Origin of the sequence: Sphingopyxis sp. YR583, from assembly GCF_900108295.1 — a bacterium.
Lineage (GTDB): Bacteria > Pseudomonadota > Alphaproteobacteria > Sphingomonadales > Sphingomonadaceae > Sphingopyxis.
On sequence record NZ_FNWK01000001.1, the window covers coordinates 292,725 to 313,018 of the forward strand.

The 20,294-nt window shown below is 64.3% G+C and carries 20 protein-coding genes; 5 read left to right on the forward strand and 15 right to left on the reverse strand.

Features of this window, described 5'->3' with window-relative positions:
* Positions 1–112: 112 nt before the first annotated feature.
* Both BLW56_RS01305 and BLW56_RS01310 read left to right on the forward strand, forming a co-directional pair.
* Positions 113–547, forward strand: coding sequence for a hypothetical protein (locus BLW56_RS01305; protein WP_093508876.1), 435 nt, complete (start codon positions 113–115; stop codon positions 545–547).
* A 78-nt stretch (positions 548–625) separates the two neighbouring features.
* On the forward strand, positions 626–1,297 hold the full coding sequence (locus tag BLW56_RS01310; protein WP_058804199.1) for a glutathione S-transferase family protein: 672 nt from the start codon (positions 626–628) through the stop codon (positions 1,295–1,297).
* A 28-nt stretch (positions 1,298–1,325) separates the two neighbouring features.
* Here the strand turns inward: BLW56_RS01310 and BLW56_RS01315 are convergent, their stop codons facing one another.
* A complete protein-coding gene (locus BLW56_RS01315; protein WP_256203248.1) occupies positions 1,326–1,910 on the reverse strand; it encodes a YdeI/OmpD-associated family protein in 585 nt (194 codons plus the stop codon).
* Positions 1,898–2,623, reverse strand: coding sequence for a bifunctional 2-polyprenyl-6-hydroxyphenol methylase/3-demethylubiquinol 3-O-methyltransferase UbiG (gene ubiG, locus BLW56_RS01320; protein ID WP_093508877.1), 726 nt, complete (start codon positions 2,621–2,623; stop codon positions 1,898–1,900). Before ubiG ends, BLW56_RS01315 begins: the two co-directional genes overlap by 13 nt.
* Before the next feature lie 161 nt (positions 2,624–2,784).
* Here ubiG and BLW56_RS01325 point away from each other — a divergent pair, with 161 nt between their 5' ends.
* Positions 2,785–4,032 carry an aspartate kinase gene (locus tag BLW56_RS01325; protein WP_093508878.1) on the forward strand — a complete coding sequence of 416 codons (1,248 nt, stop codon included), beginning with the start codon at positions 2,785–2,787 and terminating at the stop codon, positions 4,030–4,032.
* A 1-nt stretch (position 4,033) separates the two neighbouring features.
* On the opposite strand, the gene BLW56_RS01330 is transcribed toward BLW56_RS01325, so the two are convergent.
* The 4 genes from BLW56_RS01330 to BLW56_RS01345 form a co-directional block, all read right to left on the reverse strand.
* Positions 4,034–4,618 carry an inner membrane-spanning protein YciB gene (locus BLW56_RS01330; RefSeq protein WP_093508879.1) on the reverse strand — a complete coding sequence of 195 codons (585 nt, stop codon included), beginning with the start codon at positions 4,616–4,618 and terminating at the stop codon, positions 4,034–4,036.
* Positions 4,619–4,737: 119 nt separating this feature from the next.
* Positions 4,738–5,859, reverse strand: a complete 1,122-nt coding sequence (locus tag BLW56_RS01335; RefSeq protein WP_093508880.1) for an HlyD family secretion protein — start codon at positions 5,857–5,859, stop codon at positions 4,738–4,740.
* The gene (locus tag BLW56_RS01340; RefSeq protein ID WP_093508881.1) at positions 5,856–6,272 is read right to left on the reverse strand and encodes a PaaI family thioesterase; all 417 of its coding nucleotides are present in this window, start codon (positions 6,270–6,272) and stop codon (positions 5,856–5,858) included. The genes BLW56_RS01335 and BLW56_RS01340 overlap by 4 nt, the downstream gene beginning before the upstream one ends.
* The gene (locus tag BLW56_RS01345; protein WP_093508882.1) at positions 6,272–6,862 is read right to left on the reverse strand and encodes a TetR/AcrR family transcriptional regulator; all 591 of its coding nucleotides are present in this window, start codon (positions 6,860–6,862) and stop codon (positions 6,272–6,274) included. Before BLW56_RS01345 ends, BLW56_RS01340 begins: the two co-directional genes overlap by 1 nt.
* 55 nt (positions 6,863–6,917) lie before the next feature.
* Here BLW56_RS01345 and BLW56_RS01350 point away from each other — a divergent pair, with 55 nt between their 5' ends.
* Entirely contained in the window at positions 6,918–8,531 is a 1,614-nt protein-coding gene (locus BLW56_RS01350) for a DHA2 family efflux MFS transporter permease subunit (protein ID WP_218140472.1), read from the forward strand.
* Between the two features lie 86 nt (positions 8,532–8,617).
* Here the strand turns inward: BLW56_RS01350 and BLW56_RS01355 are convergent, their stop codons facing one another.
* Positions 8,618–10,024, reverse strand: coding sequence for a cytochrome P450 (locus tag BLW56_RS01355; protein WP_093510722.1), 1,407 nt, complete (start codon positions 10,022–10,024; stop codon positions 8,618–8,620).
* Positions 10,025–10,197: 173 nt separating this feature from the next.
* Here BLW56_RS01355 and BLW56_RS01360 point away from each other — a divergent pair, with 173 nt between their 5' ends.
* Entirely contained in the window at positions 10,198–11,187 is a 990-nt protein-coding gene (locus BLW56_RS01360) for a hypothetical protein (protein WP_093508883.1), read from the forward strand.
* On the opposite strand, the gene BLW56_RS01365 is transcribed toward BLW56_RS01360, so the two are convergent.
* The 8 genes from BLW56_RS01365 to BLW56_RS01400 all read right to left on the reverse strand — a co-directional run bounded on the left by BLW56_RS01365 (position 11,184) and on the right by BLW56_RS01400 (position 20,248).
* Entirely contained in the window at positions 11,184–12,527 is a 1,344-nt protein-coding gene (locus tag BLW56_RS01365; protein WP_093508884.1) for a dicarboxylate/amino acid:cation symporter, read from the reverse strand. The two genes, BLW56_RS01360 and BLW56_RS01365, sit on opposite strands and share 4 nt — an antisense overlap.
* A gap of 47 nt (positions 12,528–12,574) precedes the next feature.
* Positions 12,575–13,927, reverse strand: coding sequence for a dicarboxylate/amino acid:cation symporter (locus BLW56_RS01370; RefSeq protein ID WP_093508885.1), 1,353 nt, complete (start codon positions 13,925–13,927; stop codon positions 12,575–12,577).
* A gap of 94 nt (positions 13,928–14,021) precedes the next feature.
* Positions 14,022–15,800 (reverse strand): SLC13 family permease, encoded by a 1,779-nt coding sequence (locus BLW56_RS01375; protein ID WP_256203249.1) that lies wholly within the window; start codon positions 15,798–15,800, stop codon positions 14,022–14,024.
* Between the two features lie 7 nt (positions 15,801–15,807).
* Positions 15,808–16,884 (reverse strand): chorismate synthase, encoded by a 1,077-nt coding sequence (aroC, locus tag BLW56_RS01380; RefSeq protein WP_093508886.1) that lies wholly within the window; start codon positions 16,882–16,884, stop codon positions 15,808–15,810.
* Positions 16,885–16,888: 4 nt separating this feature from the next.
* Positions 16,889–17,419, reverse strand: coding sequence for a GNAT family N-acetyltransferase (locus BLW56_RS01385; RefSeq protein WP_093508887.1), 531 nt, complete (start codon positions 17,417–17,419; stop codon positions 16,889–16,891).
* The gene (gene fabI, locus BLW56_RS01390) at positions 17,412–18,239 is read right to left on the reverse strand and encodes an enoyl-ACP reductase FabI (protein WP_093508888.1); all 828 of its coding nucleotides are present in this window, start codon (positions 18,237–18,239) and stop codon (positions 17,412–17,414) included. The genes BLW56_RS01385 and fabI overlap by 8 nt, the downstream gene beginning before the upstream one ends.
* The gene (locus BLW56_RS01395) at positions 18,236–19,318 is read right to left on the reverse strand and encodes a YihY/virulence factor BrkB family protein (RefSeq protein WP_093508889.1); all 1,083 of its coding nucleotides are present in this window, start codon (positions 19,316–19,318) and stop codon (positions 18,236–18,238) included. The genes fabI and BLW56_RS01395 overlap by 4 nt, the downstream gene beginning before the upstream one ends.
* Positions 19,319–19,321: 3 nt before the next feature.
* Entirely contained in the window at positions 19,322–20,248 is a 927-nt protein-coding gene (locus BLW56_RS01400; protein ID WP_093508890.1) for a DnaJ C-terminal domain-containing protein, read from the reverse strand.
* Between the last annotated feature and the right edge of the window lie 46 nt (positions 20,249–20,294).

The following is a 20,294-nucleotide window of genomic DNA, read 5'->3' on the forward strand; positions in this document are numbered from 1 at the left end:
CCTGTCGTGGCGGCGGTGCGCTTCGTCGCATCGCCGCCGCGCGTTCAGCGCAGCGAAAGCACGGCGGATCTACGGCGCTTCACAGATTTTCGCATCCCGAAAGGATGAAGCTATGCGCTCGACCGCAAAACTGTCTCTCGCCGCCCTCACCTTGCTCGCGCTCGCCGCGCCGCTTCCGGCGTCGGCCAACGGGATGCAGAGCGCCGTCGCGACGCTCAACGATCCCATCGCACAGGATCGCATGGCCGACACGATCGCCACGATGGTCGGCGCGCTGATGCAGATGCAGGTCGGCCCGCTCGCGAAAGCCGTGGCCCAGATCGATCCCGAATCCGACGCCGCCTATATTCCGCCCAATGCCACGCTTGGCGAAGTGACCGGCCGCGATCCCGAATATGCCGAACGCATGGGCGCAGACGTCCGTGCCACGACGCGTATGGCGGGGCACGCCGCCTCGGCGCTTGCGGCATATGCCCCCGTGCTCAAGGACATGGCGCGCGACATGGCGGCGCAATGGGAACGCGAACGCGCCGACGCGCGCCGCTGACGCTTAATCCACAATCGCTTGATCGGGCGCGTGCCATAGCCGTTGCGCGTGGCGCCTTGCTGCCGCTATGCCGGAACCATGTGGCAACTCTATCAATTCCCGCTCTGTCCCTTTTCGCGCAAGGTTCGCCTTTTGCTGGGCGAAAAAGGCGTCGGTTATGAATTGGTACGCGAATCGCCATGGGAACGCCGCGACGAATTCATCGACCTGAACCCGGCGGGACGCACCCCGGTGATGGTCGATCAGGCGCGCGGACAAGTGCTGATCGACAGCATGGCGATCGCCGAATATTTCGAGGAAACCGTCGAAGGCAAGGCGATGATCAACGGCACGGCGGCAAACCGCGCCGAAATCCGCCGGCTGACGTCGTGGTTCGATCACGACTTCTATTATGAAGTCACCGGCCCGCTGCTGTTCGAACGCATGCAAAAACGTATCGTCCACCGCCAGCCACCCGATGGCGGCGCGCTGCGCGAGGCGATGAAGGCCGCGAACAACCATCTCGACTATGTCGATTACCTGATCGACCACCGCACCTGGCTTGCCGGCGCGACGATGAGCCTCGCCGACCTGACTGCAGCCGCACATATTTCGGTCGCCGACTATCTGGGCGGGATCGACTGGACGGGGCACGAGCAGACCAAGGGCTGGTATTCGGGTCTGAAATCGCGGCCGAGCTTTCGCCCGCTACTGGCCGAGCGAATGGAAATCGTGACGCCGCCGAAATATTATGAGGATGTGGACTTCTGATCGGAGCGGATCAGCAGCTTTTATATTTTCAGTTCCGGTCCTTGCCTTCGGCGACCTGCGCGGCGATCGTTTCGATACGTTTGACGCGCGTTTCTTCGCGCTTCGCCTCAAGCACCCATTCGACATGGTCGCGGCGCTTGCCGGGCGAGAAGGCGTCCCAATGGCCTTGCGCAGCAGCATTACCCGCCAGCGCGGCGCCGAGATCGTCCGGCAGGTCGAGCGCGGCCTTGGGCTTCGGCGCCGGACGCTTGGGCTTGTCCTCGGCGCAAAGTGCGGCCGCTTTCCTGATATATTCCGCCATCTGCTCGTCGGATGGCAGGTCGGCGAGCGACAGCAGCCGCCCCATGCTACCCATCGCGCCGGTATCGCGCGGCGAGCCCGTGACTTCCTCGTCGCGCCAGAAGCCAAAGGTCGCATGTTCCTTGAACGCCGCCATGCCGGCGAGATTCTGCCCGTGCAGCACGAAATGCGGCACGCCCCATTTCAGCGTCTCTTCCGCGCCCGGCGCATGTCGATGCACCAGCTCACGCAAATGGGTCAGGATCGGCTGCGCGAAGGACTGCCGCTTCGCAATATAATCGTCGACGCGCGGATCGCGGGTCAGGCGGGCCACCGCGCGGCAACCAGATAATTGAGCGCCTCGCTGCCGCCGAGCTTGAAGCCCTTTGCCGCCGACGGCGACAGACCAGTCCGATCGATAACCTCCAGCCCCGCGCCTTCGAGCAATTCGCCCAGCTCTTCGGGCTTCAGGAACTGGTCCCAGTCGTGCGTCCCACGCGGCACCGCGCCGACGCGCTCGGCCGCCTCGACAAGCAGAAGCTTTGACAGCATCGTCCGGTTCGGGGTCGAGAGGATCATCAGCCCGTCCGGGCCCAAGCGCGCCGCAAGTTCGCCGATGAACGCGGCGGGATCGGTCACATGCTCGACGACTTCCATCGACGTCACAAGATCGAAGGTCGCAGGCGCCAGCGCGGCGAGTTCACCCGCGAAATAGGCAATTTCCAGCCCCTGCCCCGCCGCGTGCGCGCGCGCCGCCGCAATATTCTCGGGCGCTGCATCGACCCCCGTAACCGTGGCGCCCATCCGCGTAAGCGGCTCGGCGAGCAACCCGGCGCCGCAACCGACGTCGATCGCGCTCCGCCCCGCCAGCGCATAGCGTTCGCGCGCGTCGACATGCCAATGCGCATCGATTTGTGCGCGGATATAGGCAAGCCGCACCGGGTTGAGCTTGTGCAGCATCGCCGACGAACCGTGCGGATCCCACCAGTCGGCGGCGAGCGCCCCGAAATGGGCGGCTTCGTGCGGGTTGATCGTGGCGGCGCTCATGCCCTGCGATGTGGCACCGTGCCTCGCGCCATGCAAGAAATTCTATCCTGCGCATAGGTTCTCATGCTTGCCATCGCCCTCCCCCTTCCGTAACGACGCGAGCGCCGCAGAAATGCTTGGAAAAGTTGCGGTAGAAACCAGATTCAGGAAAGCGGGGCGAGATGGCGCGGATCGTGATGAAATTCGGGGGCACGTCTATGGCGGGCACCGAGCGGATTCGCACCGTGGCGAAACTCGTCGCGCGCGAAGTCGGACAAGGCAACGAGGTCGCCGTCGTCGTCTCGGCGATGGCGGGCGAAACCGACCGGCTCGTCAACTTCTGCCGCGAGGCGAACCCGCGCTACGACCCCGCCGAATATGACGTCGTCGTGGCGGCGGGCGAACAGATCACTTCGGGCCTGCTAGCGCTGACCCTGCAGGCGATGGGTACGCCTGCGCGCAGTTGGCTCGGCTGGCAGCTCCCGATCCGCACCGAGGAAGCGCACGCCCGCGCGCGCATCACCGACATCGACACCGGCGCGCTCGCCGCCGCAATGGCGAAGGGCGAGGTTGCGGTTATCCCGGGCTTTCAGGGTCTGATGGAAGACGGCCGCGTTTCGACGCTCGGCCGCGGCGGGTCGGATACGAGTGCCGTCGCCGTCGCCGCGGCGCTCAAGGCCGATCGCTGCGACATCTACACCGACGTCGACGGCGTCTACACGACCGACCCGCGCATCGTCGCGCGGGCGCGCAAGCTCGACTATGTCACCTATGAAGAAATGCTCGAACTCGCGAGCGTCGGCGCGAAAGTGCTCCAGACCCGCTCGGTCGGGCTCGCGATGAAAGAGGGCGTGCGCGTGCAAGTCCTTTCGAGCTTTGTCGAAGGCGACGAGGCACCCAAAAAAGGCACGATGATCGTCAGCGACGAGGAAATAGAGGAACATCAGATGGAACGGCAGCTGATCACCGGCATCGCCCACGACAAGAATGAAGCGAAGATCATCGTGACGCGCGTTCCCGACAAGCCGGGCGCGGTCGCCAATATCTTCGGCCCGCTCGCCGCTGCGGGCATCAACGTCGACATGATCATCCAGAATGTCGGCCGCGAAAAGGGCGAGACCGACGTGACCTTCACCGTTCCCGCCACCGACCTGCTGCGTTCGATCGACCTGCTCGAAGGCGCGAAGGACAAGATCGGTTTCAACCGTATCATCAGCGACGACAAGGTCGCCAAGATCAGCGTCGTCGGTGTCGGGATGAAGAGCCACGCCGGCGTCGCGAGCACGATGTTCCGCGCGCTGGCCGATCGCGCCATCAACATTCAGGCGATCTCGACCAGCGAGATCAAGGTCAGCGTGCTGATCGACGAGGACGAGACCGAACTCGCGGTGCGTGTGCTGCACACCGCCTACGGACTCGACGCCGACTAAGCTATTCGGCGACCAACGGTTGCAGCTCGCCACCCGCGCGGCGGCGCAGCCGCGCCTGTCCGACGAAATGCACCACCGCGACGTGGACCGCGAACAGGCCGAATTTCGATGCGAGCGGGAATATCCCGATAAACAGCGGCCACCAGGCGGTGAAGAAAAGCGCGACGACGAGGTTCAGCGCCGCGCTCGCGAACATCAGCCCAGCCCAGATCATGCCGAACCGGTCCATGACGTCGCCGACAAGCGCAAGCTGTTCGGGCAGGATATAGCGATTGAGCCAGCCGCGGCGGAGCATCACCGACGCGACGATCAGATAGACGATGGTGGGTTTCGCCATCACGAAACGCGGGTCGCCGGTAAAGAGCGTCGCTGCGGCCGTCAGCAGCACCGACGCCAGACTGATCCATTGCAGCGCCGCGACCTTCTTGCCGCGCGCCAGTTCGTAACCGACGACGCCGAGCGCCACGACCGTGCCCGCAATCGTTGCCGGAACAATCCCCGCGCCGGCAACCAACAGCACCGCAAAAACAAGCACGCCGAGCGAGTCGAACAGCATCGGTCCGAGCGCGTAGAGCAAGGTTTTCATCCGCCTGTCCTTCCCGACTCAATGTTATCGACGTAAACATTGATTGCAAACGGACTTGCGGTCAAGGGTAAATTTACGCTGTTAACATGGCATGCGGTGAAATGCGGCTGCAAAGGGGCTCAACTGCGGAGCCGCACCTTGGCTGTGACCGACAGGCCGGGGCGCAGTTCGGGGAGTGCCTTCTGCCCAGGATCGAGCCGGATCCTCACACCGACGCGCTGGACGATCTTGGTGAAATTGCCCGACCCGGGTTCAAAGGGCAGCAAGGTGAACTCGCTCGCCGACCCCGGCGCCAGGCTCTCGACTGTGCCATGCAACGTCTCTCCGAGCGCATCGACATAGACGTCAGCCTTCTGGCCCGGCCGCATCCCGCGCGTCTGCGTTTCCTTGAAATTGGCGACGACATAGATCGACTTTACCGGCACGACCGAAAGCAGCCGCGACCCCGGCTGGACATAATCACCGACCTGAATACGCCGGTTGCCAACGACGCCGTCGATCGGCGCGGTGACGAGTGTATGCCCGCGATCGAGCTTCGCCAAGGCGAGCGCAGCGCGCGCTTTCGCCGCCTCGGCTTCTGCCGCCTTGATCTGTGCCGACAGGATCGGGCCCTTGGCGCGCGTCACCGCCGCGGCCTCTACACTCGCGCCGAGATCGGCGCGCGAGCGCTCCGCTGCCGACGACGCGCCCACTGCAGTCGCCGACACTTGTTCGGCATCGCGCTTTGTCACGAACCCGTCGATGAGCAGTGCGTTGTAGCGCCGCCGGTCCTCGCTCGCGCGCGCATATTCGGCATCTGCGGCAGCGATCTGCGTCCGTACCGACCGGATCTGCGCGGCCGCAAGCTGCTGCTCGGCGCCAAGCGAGGCCAGCGTCGCGCGCGCCGTCGCCACTTTCGCGTCGGCATCGGCGACCGCGGCTTCCGCCGCCATCAGCCGCGAGTCATAGTCGCGCACATCGATGCGAACGAGCGGGTCGCCGGTTCTCACCGCCTGATTGTCCTTGACCAGCACCGCCGTGACGAGTCCACCGACGCGCGGCGCGACCTCGCTCGCATCGGCCTGCAAATAGGCGTTATCGGTCGATTCCGCCGTGCGCGGCGACAATATCCACCATGTGCCAAGCGAGGCGGCAGCGGCCGCAATCAAACCGATCTTCCAGGCTTTTTTCGGCAGCGCGACCCCTCGGCCCCGGACTGCTCCGACCGGCGCATCGGCCTCGATCGCGGCCTGCACGTTCACGGGTTGAGTACCAGCAAGGTGGACGTTGCGGTCGCAAGGATGCGCCCCGCCTCGTCGGTGATCTTCGCTTCGGTATAGGCGACGCGGCGACCGATCGAGATCACCCGCCCCTCAGCGCGGACCTTTCCTGTCTTTTCGGTCATCGCTTTGAGGTAAGACGTCTTGAGCTCGAGCGTCGTCATCGATTGCCCGTCCTCCAGCTTGGTGACGACCGATATCCCGCATGCGGAATCGAGCAGGGTCGCGGCATAACCGCCATGCACGGTCCCCTGCGGATTATAATGTTCGGGGCCCGGCACGCCTTCGAACGCCGCCCAGCCATCGCCGGCGTCGACGAGTTGGAACCCCAGCGTATGCCCGATCGGCGGGCGCCCGCCCGACGCGATCAGCCCCTTCACTTTCGCAAGCGTCATTATGCGATCTCCAGTCCATAACGTGACACGATGCTGGCGTGCGTATCGGCGAGCAGCGCGTCGGACAGCACCGAATCGCCGACGGCGCGCGCCAGAGCGACCCCGCCGACAAGCTGCGCGAGCAGCGCATGCGATTCCGCCTGCGGGTCGGGATGACCCAGCGCCGCCAGCGGCGCCGCGAGCCGCGCCGCAATTCCTTCGACCCCCGCGCCGAAGCGGTCGCGCGTCGCCGGCTGCGACCGCGCAAAATCGCCCGACAGCGTCGGCAGCGGGCATCCGCGGTCACGGCTGTCACGGTGGGCGGGCGACAGATAGAAATCGACATAGGCACGCAGCACAGCACGCGGATCGCCCTTCGCATCGATCTTTTCGGTCCGCGCCCGCGCGTCGGCGAACATCGTCCCGATCGCTTCCTTCACCAGCGCGTCCTTCGACGGAAAGTGGGCATAGAAACCGCCGTGTGTCAGCCCGGCGCGCGCCATGATGCCCGCAACCGCGACATTGTCAGGGCCCTTCGCGCGAATTTCCTTCGCCGCTTCCTTCAGCACGCGCTGCCGTGTCTCGGCCTTGTGATCGGATGAATAGCGCACTTGCGTCTCCTTTTATATGACGCATATAATATAAAGACGACAGGACACAAGACCCATGGCCTCCATCCCGCTTTCCCCCGACGCGAACGCCGCTTCGGCCGACCCACCGTTCAACCCGGCGGCGATGCCCGACGCGCGGAAATATCTGATCTTTGCGGTGATGGCGTTCGGCCAGTTCATGGCGCTGATCGACATCCAGATCGTCGCCGCGTCGCTCAACGAGGTGCAGGCGGGGCTCAGCGCCGGACCCGACGAGATCAGCTGGGTGCAGACCGCCTATCTGATGGCCGAGCTGGTGATGATCCCCTTCTCTGCGTTTCTCGCGCAGGCGCTCTCGACGCGCTGGCTGTTCGCGGCGTCGGCGGGTCTCTTCACGATCGCGAGCGTGCTGTGCGGGCTCGCGTGGAGCATCGAATCGATGATCCTTTTCCGCGCGGTGCAGGGTTTCGTCGGCGGCGCGATGATCCCGACGGTCTTCGCGACCGGCTATATGCTGTTCGAGGGCAAGCAGCGCGCGATGATCCCCGCGATCCTCGGCATGGTGTCGGTGCTCGCGCCGACGCTCGGGCCGACGGTCGGCGGCTGGATCACCGACGCGATGGGATGGCGCTGGGTCTTTTTTATCAACGTCCTTCCCGGCGCGATGGTGACGCTCGCGATCCTTGCGCTCGTCCGCATCGACAAGCCGAACCTGCCGATGCTGCGCCGCATCGACTGGGTGCATCTCGCCTCGATGGCGGTCTTTCTCGCCGGACTGGAGTTCGTGCTCGAGGAAGGCCCCAAGCACGACTGGTTCAGCGAGCCCGAGATCGCGATCGGCGCCTGGGTTTCGTTCGTGGCATTCGGCCTCTTCCTCGAACGCTCGTTCCGCTCGGACGGGCCGATCGTGAAGCTGACACCCTTCCGCAAGCCGACCTTCGTCTTCGCCTGCGTTTTCAATCTCGTGATCGGTTTCGGCCTTTATGCCAGCACCTATCTGGTCCCGATCTTCCTCGGTCGGGTGCAAGGTTACAGCGCCGCGGAAATCGGCACGACGGTCTTCGTCTCGGGACTAGCGCAGCTCATGGGCGTGCCCATTGCCGCCGCGCTGTCGCAGAAAGTCGACCAGCGCATCGTCATCACCTTTGGCCTGACCTTGTTCGCGATCGGCCTCTGGATGTTCAGCTTCATGACTCCCGAATGGGGCTTCGCCGCGCTTTTCTGGCCGCAGGTGGTACGCAGCTTCGCGATCATGCTGTGCATCGTGCCATCGGTCGGGCTCGCGCTCGGCAATTTCGAAGGGCCCGAGCTGCGCTACGCATCGGGGCTGTTCAACCTGATGCGCAACCTCGGCGGCGCGATCGGGATTGCGCTCGTCAACACCTGGCTCGGCGACAACCTCCGCATCCACATGCTCCGCCTCTCAGAAGCGCTCGGTCGCTCGGCCGACGCGGCGAACGAAGCGGCGGCAGGGCTGGCACAGCATATCGGGCGCTATGTATCCGACCCCACGCTCGCGCAGCAGATGGCCGAAGGCACGCTCGGCCGCATCGTCGGGCGCGAGGCGCTGACGCTCGCCTTCGACGACGTCTTCCGGCTGATGGCTTATCTGTTCCTCGCCGCTCTCGTCATGGTGCCGTTTTGCAAGCCGCCGCCGATCGGCGGCCCGGCACCCAAGGACGCACATTAACTCCAGCGGGATAACGGTCGGAAGCTGCCGCACCTCTCCTAAAGCAAGCGGCGACCTCCCATCCCTAAACCGATATTCGCGCCACCTTACAGCGGAACGAAGCTTACCGTCAGCCCGTCCTTGGGCCGCGGGATCGGAAGCACCTGCCATTCGGGCGCATAGCCGTCGGCGACGACGATGCGGTGCGTGGTGATGACGTGATGGAAGAAGATTTTCGCCTGCATATAAGCGAAGTGCAGTCCGAGGCACATGTGCGCGCCGCCGCCGAAGGGCACCCAAGCATATTTATGTCGCTCGCGCGCGACCTCGGGCGAGAAGCGCATTGGGTCGAACTTTTGCGGCTCGGGCCAATGCTCCTCCATCATATGCGTATAGGCAGGGCTGACCCCGACCGAGGTGCCCGCGGGGATGCGGTAGCCGCCATATTCGAAATCCCTGAGTGCGCGGCGCGGGAAGCTTGGTACCGGGGGCACGAGGCGAAGTGCTTCCTTGAATGCCCATTCGGTCATTTCAAGCTGGCCGAGGCTGTTGTGCCCGACCCCCTCGCCCGCCGGCGCGACGCTCAGCATTTCCTCGCGCAATTTGTCCTGCCATTCGGGGTTCCGCGCGAGCTCCCAGACCAGCGTCGTGATCGAGCTGGTGATCGTGTCGTGCGCCGCCATCATCAGGAAATTCATATGGTCGACGATCGCCTCGACCGGCATATATTCGCCGTTGTCGTCGCGCGTGCGGCAAATCTGGCTGAACATGTCCTCGCCCGTGCCTTCGCGCCGTTCGGGGACCATCTTGCCGAAATAATCGACGAGAAATGCACGCCCCTTCGCCCCCCGACCCATTGCGGTGAACGGCAAGGGCACGCGGACGATGCCGATCGAGGCCTGCACCATGTCCACAAAGGCCTTGTTGACCTTGTCCGCCTCTGGCCCCCAGGGGATGCCGAGAAAGCTGGTCGCGGCAAGATCAAGCGTCAGCTCCTTGATCGCTGGATAGAATTTGAAGGTCGTTCCGCTCCATTCATTGATGCGGTCGCGGATGCCTTCGTTCAGCGAATCGGCATAGTGCCGCATCGGTTCGGGTTTGAACGCGACCGACAATATCTTGCGGTCGGCCCGGTGCTTTTCGAAATCCATCAGCATCAGCCCGCGCGGGAAGAGCAGGTTGAGCACCGGACCCCAGCCCTGTTCGGACGAGAAGATTTTTTCGCGGTCGAACATGACGAGTTCGTTCGCCTCGGGCCCGTGAAGCGCGACGCTGCGCCCGCCGAAGCTGTTGCTCCGATAGACGCGGCCATATTTCGCGACCATCCGGTTCGCGAAGCCGGGATAGTCACTCAGCTGGTCGAGCGTGGTGCCGAGCACGGGCAGACCGTCTTCGCCGGGGATATGATCGAGCGTCGAGCCCGAGTTCCGCGGCAGCCAGTGCCGCGTGTCGGGACCGAAACGTTTCTCGGACCACTGGCTGTCCATCGGCTGGATATTCGTCGGCGCGTTCATCGGTCGATCCTCGTCCATCATGTTCTGACACCAGACGTAACCAACTACTGACATTGATGCAAGTAACGGCTTTCCGCGAATGGGACGGCATTCACCGCAAATTCAACTCGACTCGTGCAATTCGACGGACAAGGTGACGGGTCGCAACCGTTGGACCCAAAAGGACAAAGCCCATGGCGAAGAGTTTGAAGCGCCCCCTCTCCATCGCGCTCGGCGCGCTTGCGACGACGACACTCGGCGGCTGCTATTATGGCGACGTCTATGGCACGAGCTATGCTTCGGGCGGCGATTGCGCGGCGCGCTATGGCGACGCCTATTATGACAGCGACGGCTATGCCTATGACGATGGTTATGGCTATGATTGTTACGACGCGTCGGATTATGGCGGCGGGTTCGTCAACATCGGTTTCGGCGGCGGCTGGTACGACAGCTATTATTACCCCGGCTATGGTATGTGGATGTTCGACAACTACCGCAACCGCTACCCGCTGCGCGGGCAATATCTCAATTATTGGGGCGGGCGCCGTGCCTGGTGGAAACATCATGGCGGTCGCGGCGACTGGAAGGCGGGCCGTCCCGGCGGCTGGGGCCGCGGCGACCGGGATCATGACGGCCCGCGCGGCACGCGCCCGGGCCGCGGCGATGGCAATCCCGCCACGCCGCCGACGACGGGCAACCCGGGGCGCCCGGATCGCCCCGGCGATGGACGTCCCGGACGCCCGGGCGGCTGGAATCGCGGCGATCGCGATGGCGACGGCCCGCGCGGCACGCGGCCCGGCCGCGGTCCCGGCAATCCGGGAACGCCGCCGCCCGTTGCCGGAAATCCCGGTCGCCCCGACCGCGCTGACGGTCGCCCGGGCCGTCCCGGCGGATGGGGCCGCGGCGATGGCGATGGATCGCAAGGCGTCCGGCCCGGCCGTCCCCCGCGCGATCCGAACGCGTCGGCGCCGACAGGCTATCCGCGTCGGCCCGACGGGAACGGCGGTGCAGGCCGTCCGCGCCCCGCTCCACAGAGCGGCGGAGTCTCGACACCCGCGCCGCGTCCCGCGCCTGCTGCTCGGCCCGATCGCCCGCGGATCGAACGCCCCGCGCCAGTCCAGCGTCCGCCGCTGACCAGCTCCGCGGGCCGTGGCGAACGCCCGCAGAATCGTTCGAAGGACTAACCGGACGTCGACCGATCGAGGGGCGAGGCGGCCTCGCCTCCCTTTTCGACGCCAGCCGACACCACGGTCGCGGCGACGAGGTCGCCGATGACATTCAGCGTCGTGCGACACATGTCGAGGAAACGGTCGACACCCAGGATCAACCCGACGCCCTCGGGCGGGACACCGACCGACGCGAGGATCAGCGCGATGACCGGCAAGGATCCTGCTGGCACCCCGGCCGTCCCGATCCCCCCGAGGATGCACACGAGCATCACGACGACCTGCTGATCGAGCGTGAGCGCGATGCCGAAAAATTGCGCGAGAAAGATCACCGTCACGCCCTCGAACATCGCGGTGCCGTTCTGGTTCGCGGTCGCACCGATGGTGAGCACGAAGCGCGCGACTTTGTCGGGCAGGCGCAACCGATCATGCGCAACGCGGAGCGCCGTCGGCAAGGTGGCATTTGACGAGGCCGTCGCGAAGGCCATGACGGACGCCTCCTGCGTCTCGCGAAAAAAGGCGACGGGCGATTTGCCGGCAAGCGTCTTCAGCAAGACCGGAAAGACGACAAACATCTGGAGGGCGAGCGCAAGCAGCACGACCCCGACAAAGGCCGACAGGCGGATTATCAAGTCCCAGCCGAACTGCGCCGCGAGGTTGAACATGAAACAGAATACCGCGATCGGCGCGAGCTGGATCACGAGGCCGATCAGTTTCATCACCACCTCGAAAACACCCTCGATAGTGGTCTTGAGCGTTTCGGTTCGCGGAGTGCGCACGAGCATCAGCCCGATGCCGAAGAAGAGCGCGAAGAACATGACCGCAAGCACGTCATTCTCGCCCATCGCTGCGAAAAGATTGTCGGGGACGATCGCGACGACCGCGTCCATCCCGGTCTTCGCCTCGCCCGCGCGGTCTGCGATCGCTTGCGCGCCGGCTGCCCCCTCGGCCATCAGCGAGCGCGCGAGCGCGGGATCGACCCCGGCCCCGGGCTGGAGCAGATTGACGACGGCAAGACTGACGATCACCGAGATTGCCGAGACGACAACCGTATAGACGAGCGTTCGCACGCCGACCGACTTCAGCGCCCGCATCTCGCCCATTTCGGCGACGCCCACGATCAGCGCCGAGACGAGAAGCGGGATCACGAGCATGAAGAGCAGACGCAGGAATATCTGCCCCAGCGGCCCCGTCACATAGGTCGTGGTCGTCTCGACCCACGCCGCGTCCGGCGCGCCATAATGGACGCCAAGCCCGATGATGAGGCCCGCAAGAAAGCCGACAAGCATCCGCCAGCGCAGCCGCCGCGCACGCACTTCATCACGCTGAGCCCTGTCGATCGCCGCTGCTTCGGCCATGTACCGCTCCTTGCTCGCCCCTGTGTGGGCGGCCCGAAGCTCGCGCGTTACGCGTTGTCGGCCGCTGGCTTATTCTCCCCTGCATCACCATCATCACGAATATCGAGCCCGCGAGTTCCATGGTGCGGCGTATTGGATGGCGCATGCGGCCGCTCAAGGTCGGCCGGCTCGGGTTCTTCCAGCATGCCTTCCCATTTGGTGATGACGCTGGTTGCCACGGCATTGCCGACGACATTGGTCGCGGTGCGGCCCATGTCGAGGAACTGGTCGATCGCGAAGATCAGCGCGACGCCTTCGACCGGCAGGTCGAACATCGCGAGCGTCGCGGTGATCACGACCAGGCTGGCGCGCGGCACCGCGGCGATGCCCTTCGACGACACCATCAGGGTGAGCAGGATCAGGATCTGCTGCGTGATCGACAGCTCGATACCATAAGCTTGCGCGATGAAGATCGTCGCGAAGCTGGCGTACATCATCGAACCGTCCAGGTTGAAGCTGTAGCCCAGCGGGAGCACGAAGCCCGAGATGCGGCGCGGCACGCCGAAGCGGTCGAGCTGTTCGAACAGCTTGGGCATCGCCGCTTCGGACGAAGCCGTCGAGAAAGCGATTAGCAGCGGTTGGCGGATATAGCGGATCAACGAGAAGATACGGCGGCGCAGGAAAATGGCGCCCGCGCCGAGCAGAAGCACCCAGAGCACAACAAGCGACAGGTAGAATTCGGTGACGAGCTCGGCATAGGTGCCAAGGATCCCGAGACCATATTTCGCCACGACGCCCGCGAGCGCACCGAACACCGCAATGGGGGCGAGGCGCATGACATAGCCGGTGACCTGGAGCATCAGTTCGGCAAGTGCCTCGGCACCGCGGAGCAGTGGCTTGCCCTTTTCGCCGATCGCCGTCAGGCCGACACCCGCGAACAGAGCGAAGACGAGAATTTGAAGGACATTGTTGTCCGCCATCGCCTGAAAGATATTCTTCGGAAAAACATGCTCGACGAATTCGAACAGGTCGAGCTTCTTGACCTCGCCCACCTCGGCGATCGAGTGCGCACCGACGGTAAGGTTGAGACCGGCGCCGGGCTGGAAAAAATTGACCATAATCAGGCCGAGGCTGATCGAAATCAGGCTGGCGAGAATGAACCAGGCAATCGCGCGGGTCCCGATGCGGCCGAGCGCCGCGCTGTCGCCCATATGCCCGATGCCCGCGACAAGCGTCGCGAGAATCAGCGGTGCGACGATCAGCTTGATCAAGTTGAGGAAGATCGTCGAGAGCGTGCTGAAGCTGCGCAGCCAATAGGTAAAGGCTTCGCTGTCGGCGGGGACATAGACCCGCACCAGATAGCCGGTGATGACGCCGAGGATCATCCCAATCAGAATATATAAAGTCAGGCGATGGCCCATAAATCACTCCCCTGTCCCGCTGTGGCGGGCATGTATGGCGCGGGGGTAACAGGGTGATCGCCACCCCGCAATCGCTGGCGGGCCGATCAGCCGGTCAAGGCGACCAAAAAGCGAGCGCTGCGCAGCCCGCAACACCGGTCAGGATATTGAGCGGGACACCGATGCGCACGAAATCCATGAAACGATAGTCGCCTGCGGCATAGACAAGCGTGTTCGTCTGATAACCGACCGGCGTGGCGAAACAGGCCGACGCTCCGAGCATCAGCGCGATCAGCAACGGCTGCGGAGCGACGCCGGTCGCTTCGGCGATACCGATGACCAAGGGCCCCATCAGCGCGGCGACGGCATTGTTGCTGAGCAGTTCGGAAAGCAGCAATGCCGAGAAATAGACAATCGCGATCACCGCCCATGGCGGCGCTCCGGTCAGTACGGGTTCGAGCGCACCGACCATCAGCGCGACCGACCCCGCCTGTTCGAGCGCCGCGCCGACCGCGAGCATCGCGAAGATCAGGATCAGCACATCGCCGTCGATGCTCCCCCACGCTTCCGAAGCGTCGATGCAGCGGGTCAGCAGCACGATGCCGACCCCGATGAATGCGGCAATACCGATCGACATCACCCCCGTCGCCGACAGCAGCACCGCGCTCGCCATTACGAGGATCGCGATCCATGCGCGGCGGCGGCGAAAGGCGGTGACCGACGCCATGGCGAGCCCGATCAGATTGGGGTTGTCGCGGAGCTGTGCGATATTCGCCTCGTCGGCATCGATCAGCAGGCGGTCGGCGGCGCGGATGCGGTTTTCCGACAGCGTTGGCCCCGGAAGGTGACGAAAGCGCGTGACGCCAAGGATACGGACACGCTGGCGCTGGAGGAAAGGAATCTCGGCAAGCGGCCGATCGATCGATCGATGGCTGGGCGACACCGTGACCTCGACCACGGTCGAATCGGCATCGGGGCTTTCACCGATGCCGATCGCGAAACGTCCCTCGCTGCGGATCGTCATCAGCGCAGCGCCATCGAGCCGGGCGACAATCCGGTTGCCAGCCGCGAGCCGATGATTTTGGGCGTCACCGCCGGTGATCAGCCGCCCGCCGGCGAGCACGCCGACGATCTGTCCCGGCGAAATGCCAAGGCTCGCGGCTTCGAGCGCCATATCGACCGCGGGATCATCCTCGCGCAGTCCAAGTTCGGTGAGATAAAGCTGTTCCGCCCCATCGCTTTTTTCGGCGATGCGCGGATAGTCCGACGGCAGGAAACGCGCCATGATGAGCAGCCCGACGACACCGGCCGCCGCGACCGCAAGGCCATAGGGCGTGATGCTGAACAGCCCGAAGGGTTCAAGTCCCGCCTGTTCGGCGATGCCCGAGACGACGAGGTTGGTCGAGGTGCCGATCAGCGTCAGGCAGCCGCCGAGCACCGCAATGACCGACAGCGGCATCAGCAATTTCTTGGGCGATACGCCAAGCGCCTCGGCCAGCCGGAAGCACACCGGCATCATCACGACGACGAAGGGCGTGCTGTTGATGAAGCCCGACACCAGCAGGCCGCCGCCGAACACCTCGATTACCGCCAGGCGTGGATTCCGTTTGGCGCGGTCGACGACATAATTGCCGACCTTGTCGATCACCCCGGTGCGGATCAGTGCGCCCGAAAGGATGAACATGGCCCCGACGGTGAGCGGAGCACTGTTCGAAAAGACACCATAGGCGCCCTTCTCGTCGAGTAGGCCAAGCGCGAGCATCGTTCCTGCCCCCGCGACCGCGACGACCGACGGTGAAAAGCGTTCCCAGACGAAAGCCGCGAACATGCCTGCAAGCACGAACAGGCCGATAACCGCCTTTTGCTCCGCGATGAATGCGGCGACGAACTCCACTAGGGCATCAGCCGTTTTGTGCCCGGTGCAGCAATTTATGGTCAGCGAGAACCAGTGCTATCATTGCCTCGACCACCGGCGCGCCGCGAATGCCGACGCACGGATCGTGGCGGCCCTTGGTCACGATGTCGGTCGCCTCGCCCGCCTTGTTCACGGTGGGCACGGGGGTCAGGATCGAGCTGGTCGGCTTGAACGCGACGCGCACGACGACGGGCTGGCCGGTCGAAATGCCGCCAGCAATGCCGCCGGCGTTGTTCGACAGGAAATCGGGGCGGTTGCTGCCGTCGGTGGCGGGACGCATCGGATCGGCATTTTCCTCACCGCGCAGACGCGCTGCCTGAAAGCCCGCGCCGATCTCGACGCCCTTCACCGCGTTGATGCCCATCATTGCGGCGGCAAGATCGCTGTCGAGCTTGGCATAGATCGGCGCACCCCAGCCGGCGGGGACGCCGCTCGCCGCGCATTCAATGACCGCGCCGAGCGAACTTCCCGACTTGCGTGCGGCGTCCATCAGCCCTTCCCAGCGCTGCGCCGCGGCGGGATCAGGGCAGAAAAACGGATTGCGGTCGATTTCCTCAAGGTCGAAGTTCGCGGGATCGATCGCATCGCCGCCGATTTCAGCGACCCAAGCGTGGATCTGCACCTCGGGAATCACAAGCCGTGCAACGCCGCCCGCAGCGACGCGCGCTGCGGTTTCGCGCGCGCTCGACCGGCCTCCGCCGCGATAATCGCGAATGCCATATTTGGCGTCATAGGCATAATCGGCATGACCCGGACGATAGGCCTGCGCGATCTCGCCATAATCCTTCGAACGCTGATCGACATTCTCGATCATCAGGCTGATCGGCGTGCCCGTCGTCTTGCCCTCGAAGGTTCCCGACAGGATGCGGACCTGGTCGGGTTCCTGCCGCTGCGTCGTGTGGCGCGACTGGCCGGGGCGACGCTTGTCGAGAAAAGGCTGGATATCGCCTTCGGACAGCGACAGCCGCGGCGGACAGCCGTCGACGACGGCACCGAGCGCGGGGCCATGGCTTTCGCCCCAGGTGGTGAAGCGAAGAACGCGTCCGAAGCTGTTGAAACTCATTGCCCTATCCCATCCGGCCGAATGCGGGTGCGTAATCCGCCCGCCCGCCTAGCGGCCAAGCCGCGTCCGAGTCCAGCATCATCGCCATGAAATGCGGCCCCGCGAAGGGCGATACGAAGCGCGCCGCAAGATCGGGCGAATAGCCGAAACGCGGGTAATAGCCTTCGTGGCCGAGCACGAAGCTGATCGCGACACCTTGTTTGCGCAGCGCGGCGAGCCCCGCACGTATCAGCGCGTCGCCGACGCCCTGCCCCTGCCATTCGGGTGCGACCGATACCGGAGCGAGGCCGGAACCCGAAAGCGCCGCGCCGTCGGCTTCAAAATCCATGCGGCTGAACAGCACATGCCCGATGATCGCGCCGCCCCGTTCGGCGACGAGCGACACCAGCGTGTCGCCGTCCGTGTCGATCATGCGCACGAGTTCGGCTTCGCCCTGATGACCGAAATCGGTTCCGGCGAAAGCGGCGCGAATGACGCTGTCGATAGCCTCGGCATCCGCCGCCGTTGCGGCGCGGATGCCGATTGAGTCAGACAAGCGAGATGTCCGGCGCGTCTTCCTGCTTCATACCTACGGTGTGGTAGCCCGCATCGACATGGTGCGTTTCGCCCGTCACTCCGCTCGACAGGTCGCTGAGCAGATAGAGCGCCGAACCGCCGACATCGTCGATCGTGACGTTGCGGCGCAGCGGGGCATTATGCTCGTTCCATTTCAGGATCAGGCGGAAGTCGCCGATGCCCGATGCCGCGAGTGTCTTGATCGGGCCGGCAGAGATCGCATTCACGCGAACGCCCTGCGGGCCATAATCGTTCGCGAGATATTTGACGCTGGTTTCGAGGGCAGACTTCGCCACGCCCATGACGTTATAATGTGGGATGACCTTTTCGGCGCCATAATAGCTGAGGGTCAGCATCGAGCCGCCACCTTTGCCCGTTTCGGGGTCGAACGGCGTCATCATCGCCGCGGCGCGCTTGGCGACCGCTGTAAAGCTGTACACGCTGATGTTCATCGTCATCAGGAAGTCGTCGAGGGTCACGTCGGCATAAGCCCCTCGCAGCGCTTCCTTATTGGTGTAGCCGATCGCATGAACAACGAAGTCGATGGTCGGCCAGCGCGACGAAAGCGTGGCAAACGCAGCATCCAGATTATCCATGTCCGACACGTCGCAATCGATCAGGAAATCGCAGCCAAGTTCGTCGGCGAGCGGCTTGACGCGCTTCAGCATTACGTCGCCCTGATAGGAAATCGCCAGCTCGGCGCCGTGCGCGTGCAGCGCCTTGGCAATACCCCACGCAAGCGACTTGTCGTTCGCGAGGCCCATAATCAGCCCGCGCTTGCCAGTCATCAGACCCGTCATTTTTCTTCTCCAGCCCTTTTGGCTTCAAACTTTACATCATCGACGCGCCCAATAGCGTCGTGGCCCAAATCCTCAACCTCTACCAAAGCAGCATTGAGCTCAGCGCCCATCACCATACCCAATCCGACGAGGTAGAAAAAGAAGAGCGCGACCATGACACCCGCAAGACTGCCGTAAGTTGCGTCATAGCTGAGCAGGCTGGCGAGCAACGGCGGGAGCGCCAGCGTGACCCCGATCCACCAGAGCGTCGTGAACAGTGCGCCGGGCCATTTGGGGAATTGCTTGCGCCGGTATTTCGACGGCGTCAGGCTGTAAAAGAGCATGTAAATCGCAAGGAACAAGCCAAAGCCCGATACGCCGCGCGAGATCAGGACGATGCCGAAAGATTGATATCGCTCGGGCAGCACGCGTGTGACGAACTGTTCGACGCCGACGATCAGCACCTGCATGCTGAACGACAGCAGCATCAGCACGACCGCGCCGGTGATGATCCCGATCGACAGCAGGCGATAGTGGAAAAAGCCCTTCGAAAAATGCGTACCATAGGCACGGCGGAGAATGTCGCGCACGGTTTCGATCAGGCTGCCGACGGTCCACAGGGCGACGAGCGCGCCGAGCCAGAGGAAGATACCCGTGCGCGCGGTCATCACTTCGCGGATCGGGCCCGACAGCGCCTTGGCAACGGTCGGTGGCATCGTCGAGAACACCGCCTCGATCGCGGCTTCACCTCCGACGCTGCCGCCGAAGATCGACAACGCGGCGGCGAGCAGGATGAAGAAGGGAAAGAGCGCGATCAGCGCCAGATAGGCGAGATTGCCAGCGTGGATGAAGCCATCGGTATAAGTGCCGACGACCACGCGCCGCGCGATGCGCCAGGCCCGTGTACCCGGCCCCAATTGGTCGCGTCCACGGGCGATGACGCCTTCGGCGCGTGCGCGCAGCTTGACGCGCTTGGCACGTTCGGCGCGCGCTTCGGGTGAATGCGGCGAATGGCCCTCGGCAAGAAATTCCTTGCCGACCTCGTCGGCGACTTCGCGCTCGAGCGCGGCTACGATCTTTTTTTCGTCGGCGTCAGCCACGCTTCATACGCCCAGTTCCGCTCGGACGTCGCGCGGATCATTCCATTCGCTGAGCAGCTTGACCAGCGCCTCGTCGTCGGCGGGCAGGTCGACCATCAGGCGGACGAGCTGATCGCCGCGGCCTCCGCTCTTTTGGCTAAAGCCCTTGCCCTTGAGCCGCATCACCTTGCCCGACGAGGAGCCCGCGGGAATCGACAGCATGACGGGGCCGTCGACGGTCGGCACCTTGATCTTCGCGCCCTTGACCGCCTCGTTCAGCGTAACGGGCAGGTCGAGCCGGATGTTCGCGCCCTCACGCACATAGAAGGAATGGTCCTTGACCGTGATGGTGACGATTCCGTCGCCGGTGCCGCCTGGCCCCGCCTGCCCCTTGCCGGCGAGGCGCATCTGGGTGCCGGTTTCGACTCCGGCGGGCAGTTTCAGGTCGATCGTCGCACCGTCGGACAGCGCGATGCGCTGCGGCGCCTGTGTCGCTGCGTCGACGAAGCTGACCGATAGGCGATAGGCGACATTGGCCCCCTTTTGCGGCGGCGCGCTGCGTCCACCGAAGCCGCCGAAGGGCCCGCCACCGCCGCGGCCGCCGAACAAACCTTCGAAAATATCGCCGAAATCGGAACTCTCGTTTCCAAACCCGCTGAATCCGCCGGGCCCCGTGCGCTGATCGCCGCGGAAACCGCCGCCACCGCCATAGCCGAACGGCATGGCGGGATTGCCCTCGCCATCGATTTCGCCGCGGTCATATTGCGCGCGCTTCGTCTTGTCCGACAGAAGGTCATAGGCCTTGGTCACGTCGGAGAATTTCTCCGACGCCTTCGGATTGTCCTTGTTCTTGTCGGGGTGCAGCTCCTTGGCGAGCTTGCGGTACGCAGACTTGATTTCCGCTTCGCTTGCGGTCTTCGCAACGCCCAGGGTGGAATAGGGATCGGCCATTTTGCTCCTGTAGCCCGATAAGTGACTGGGCGTGAAGCCCGATTGC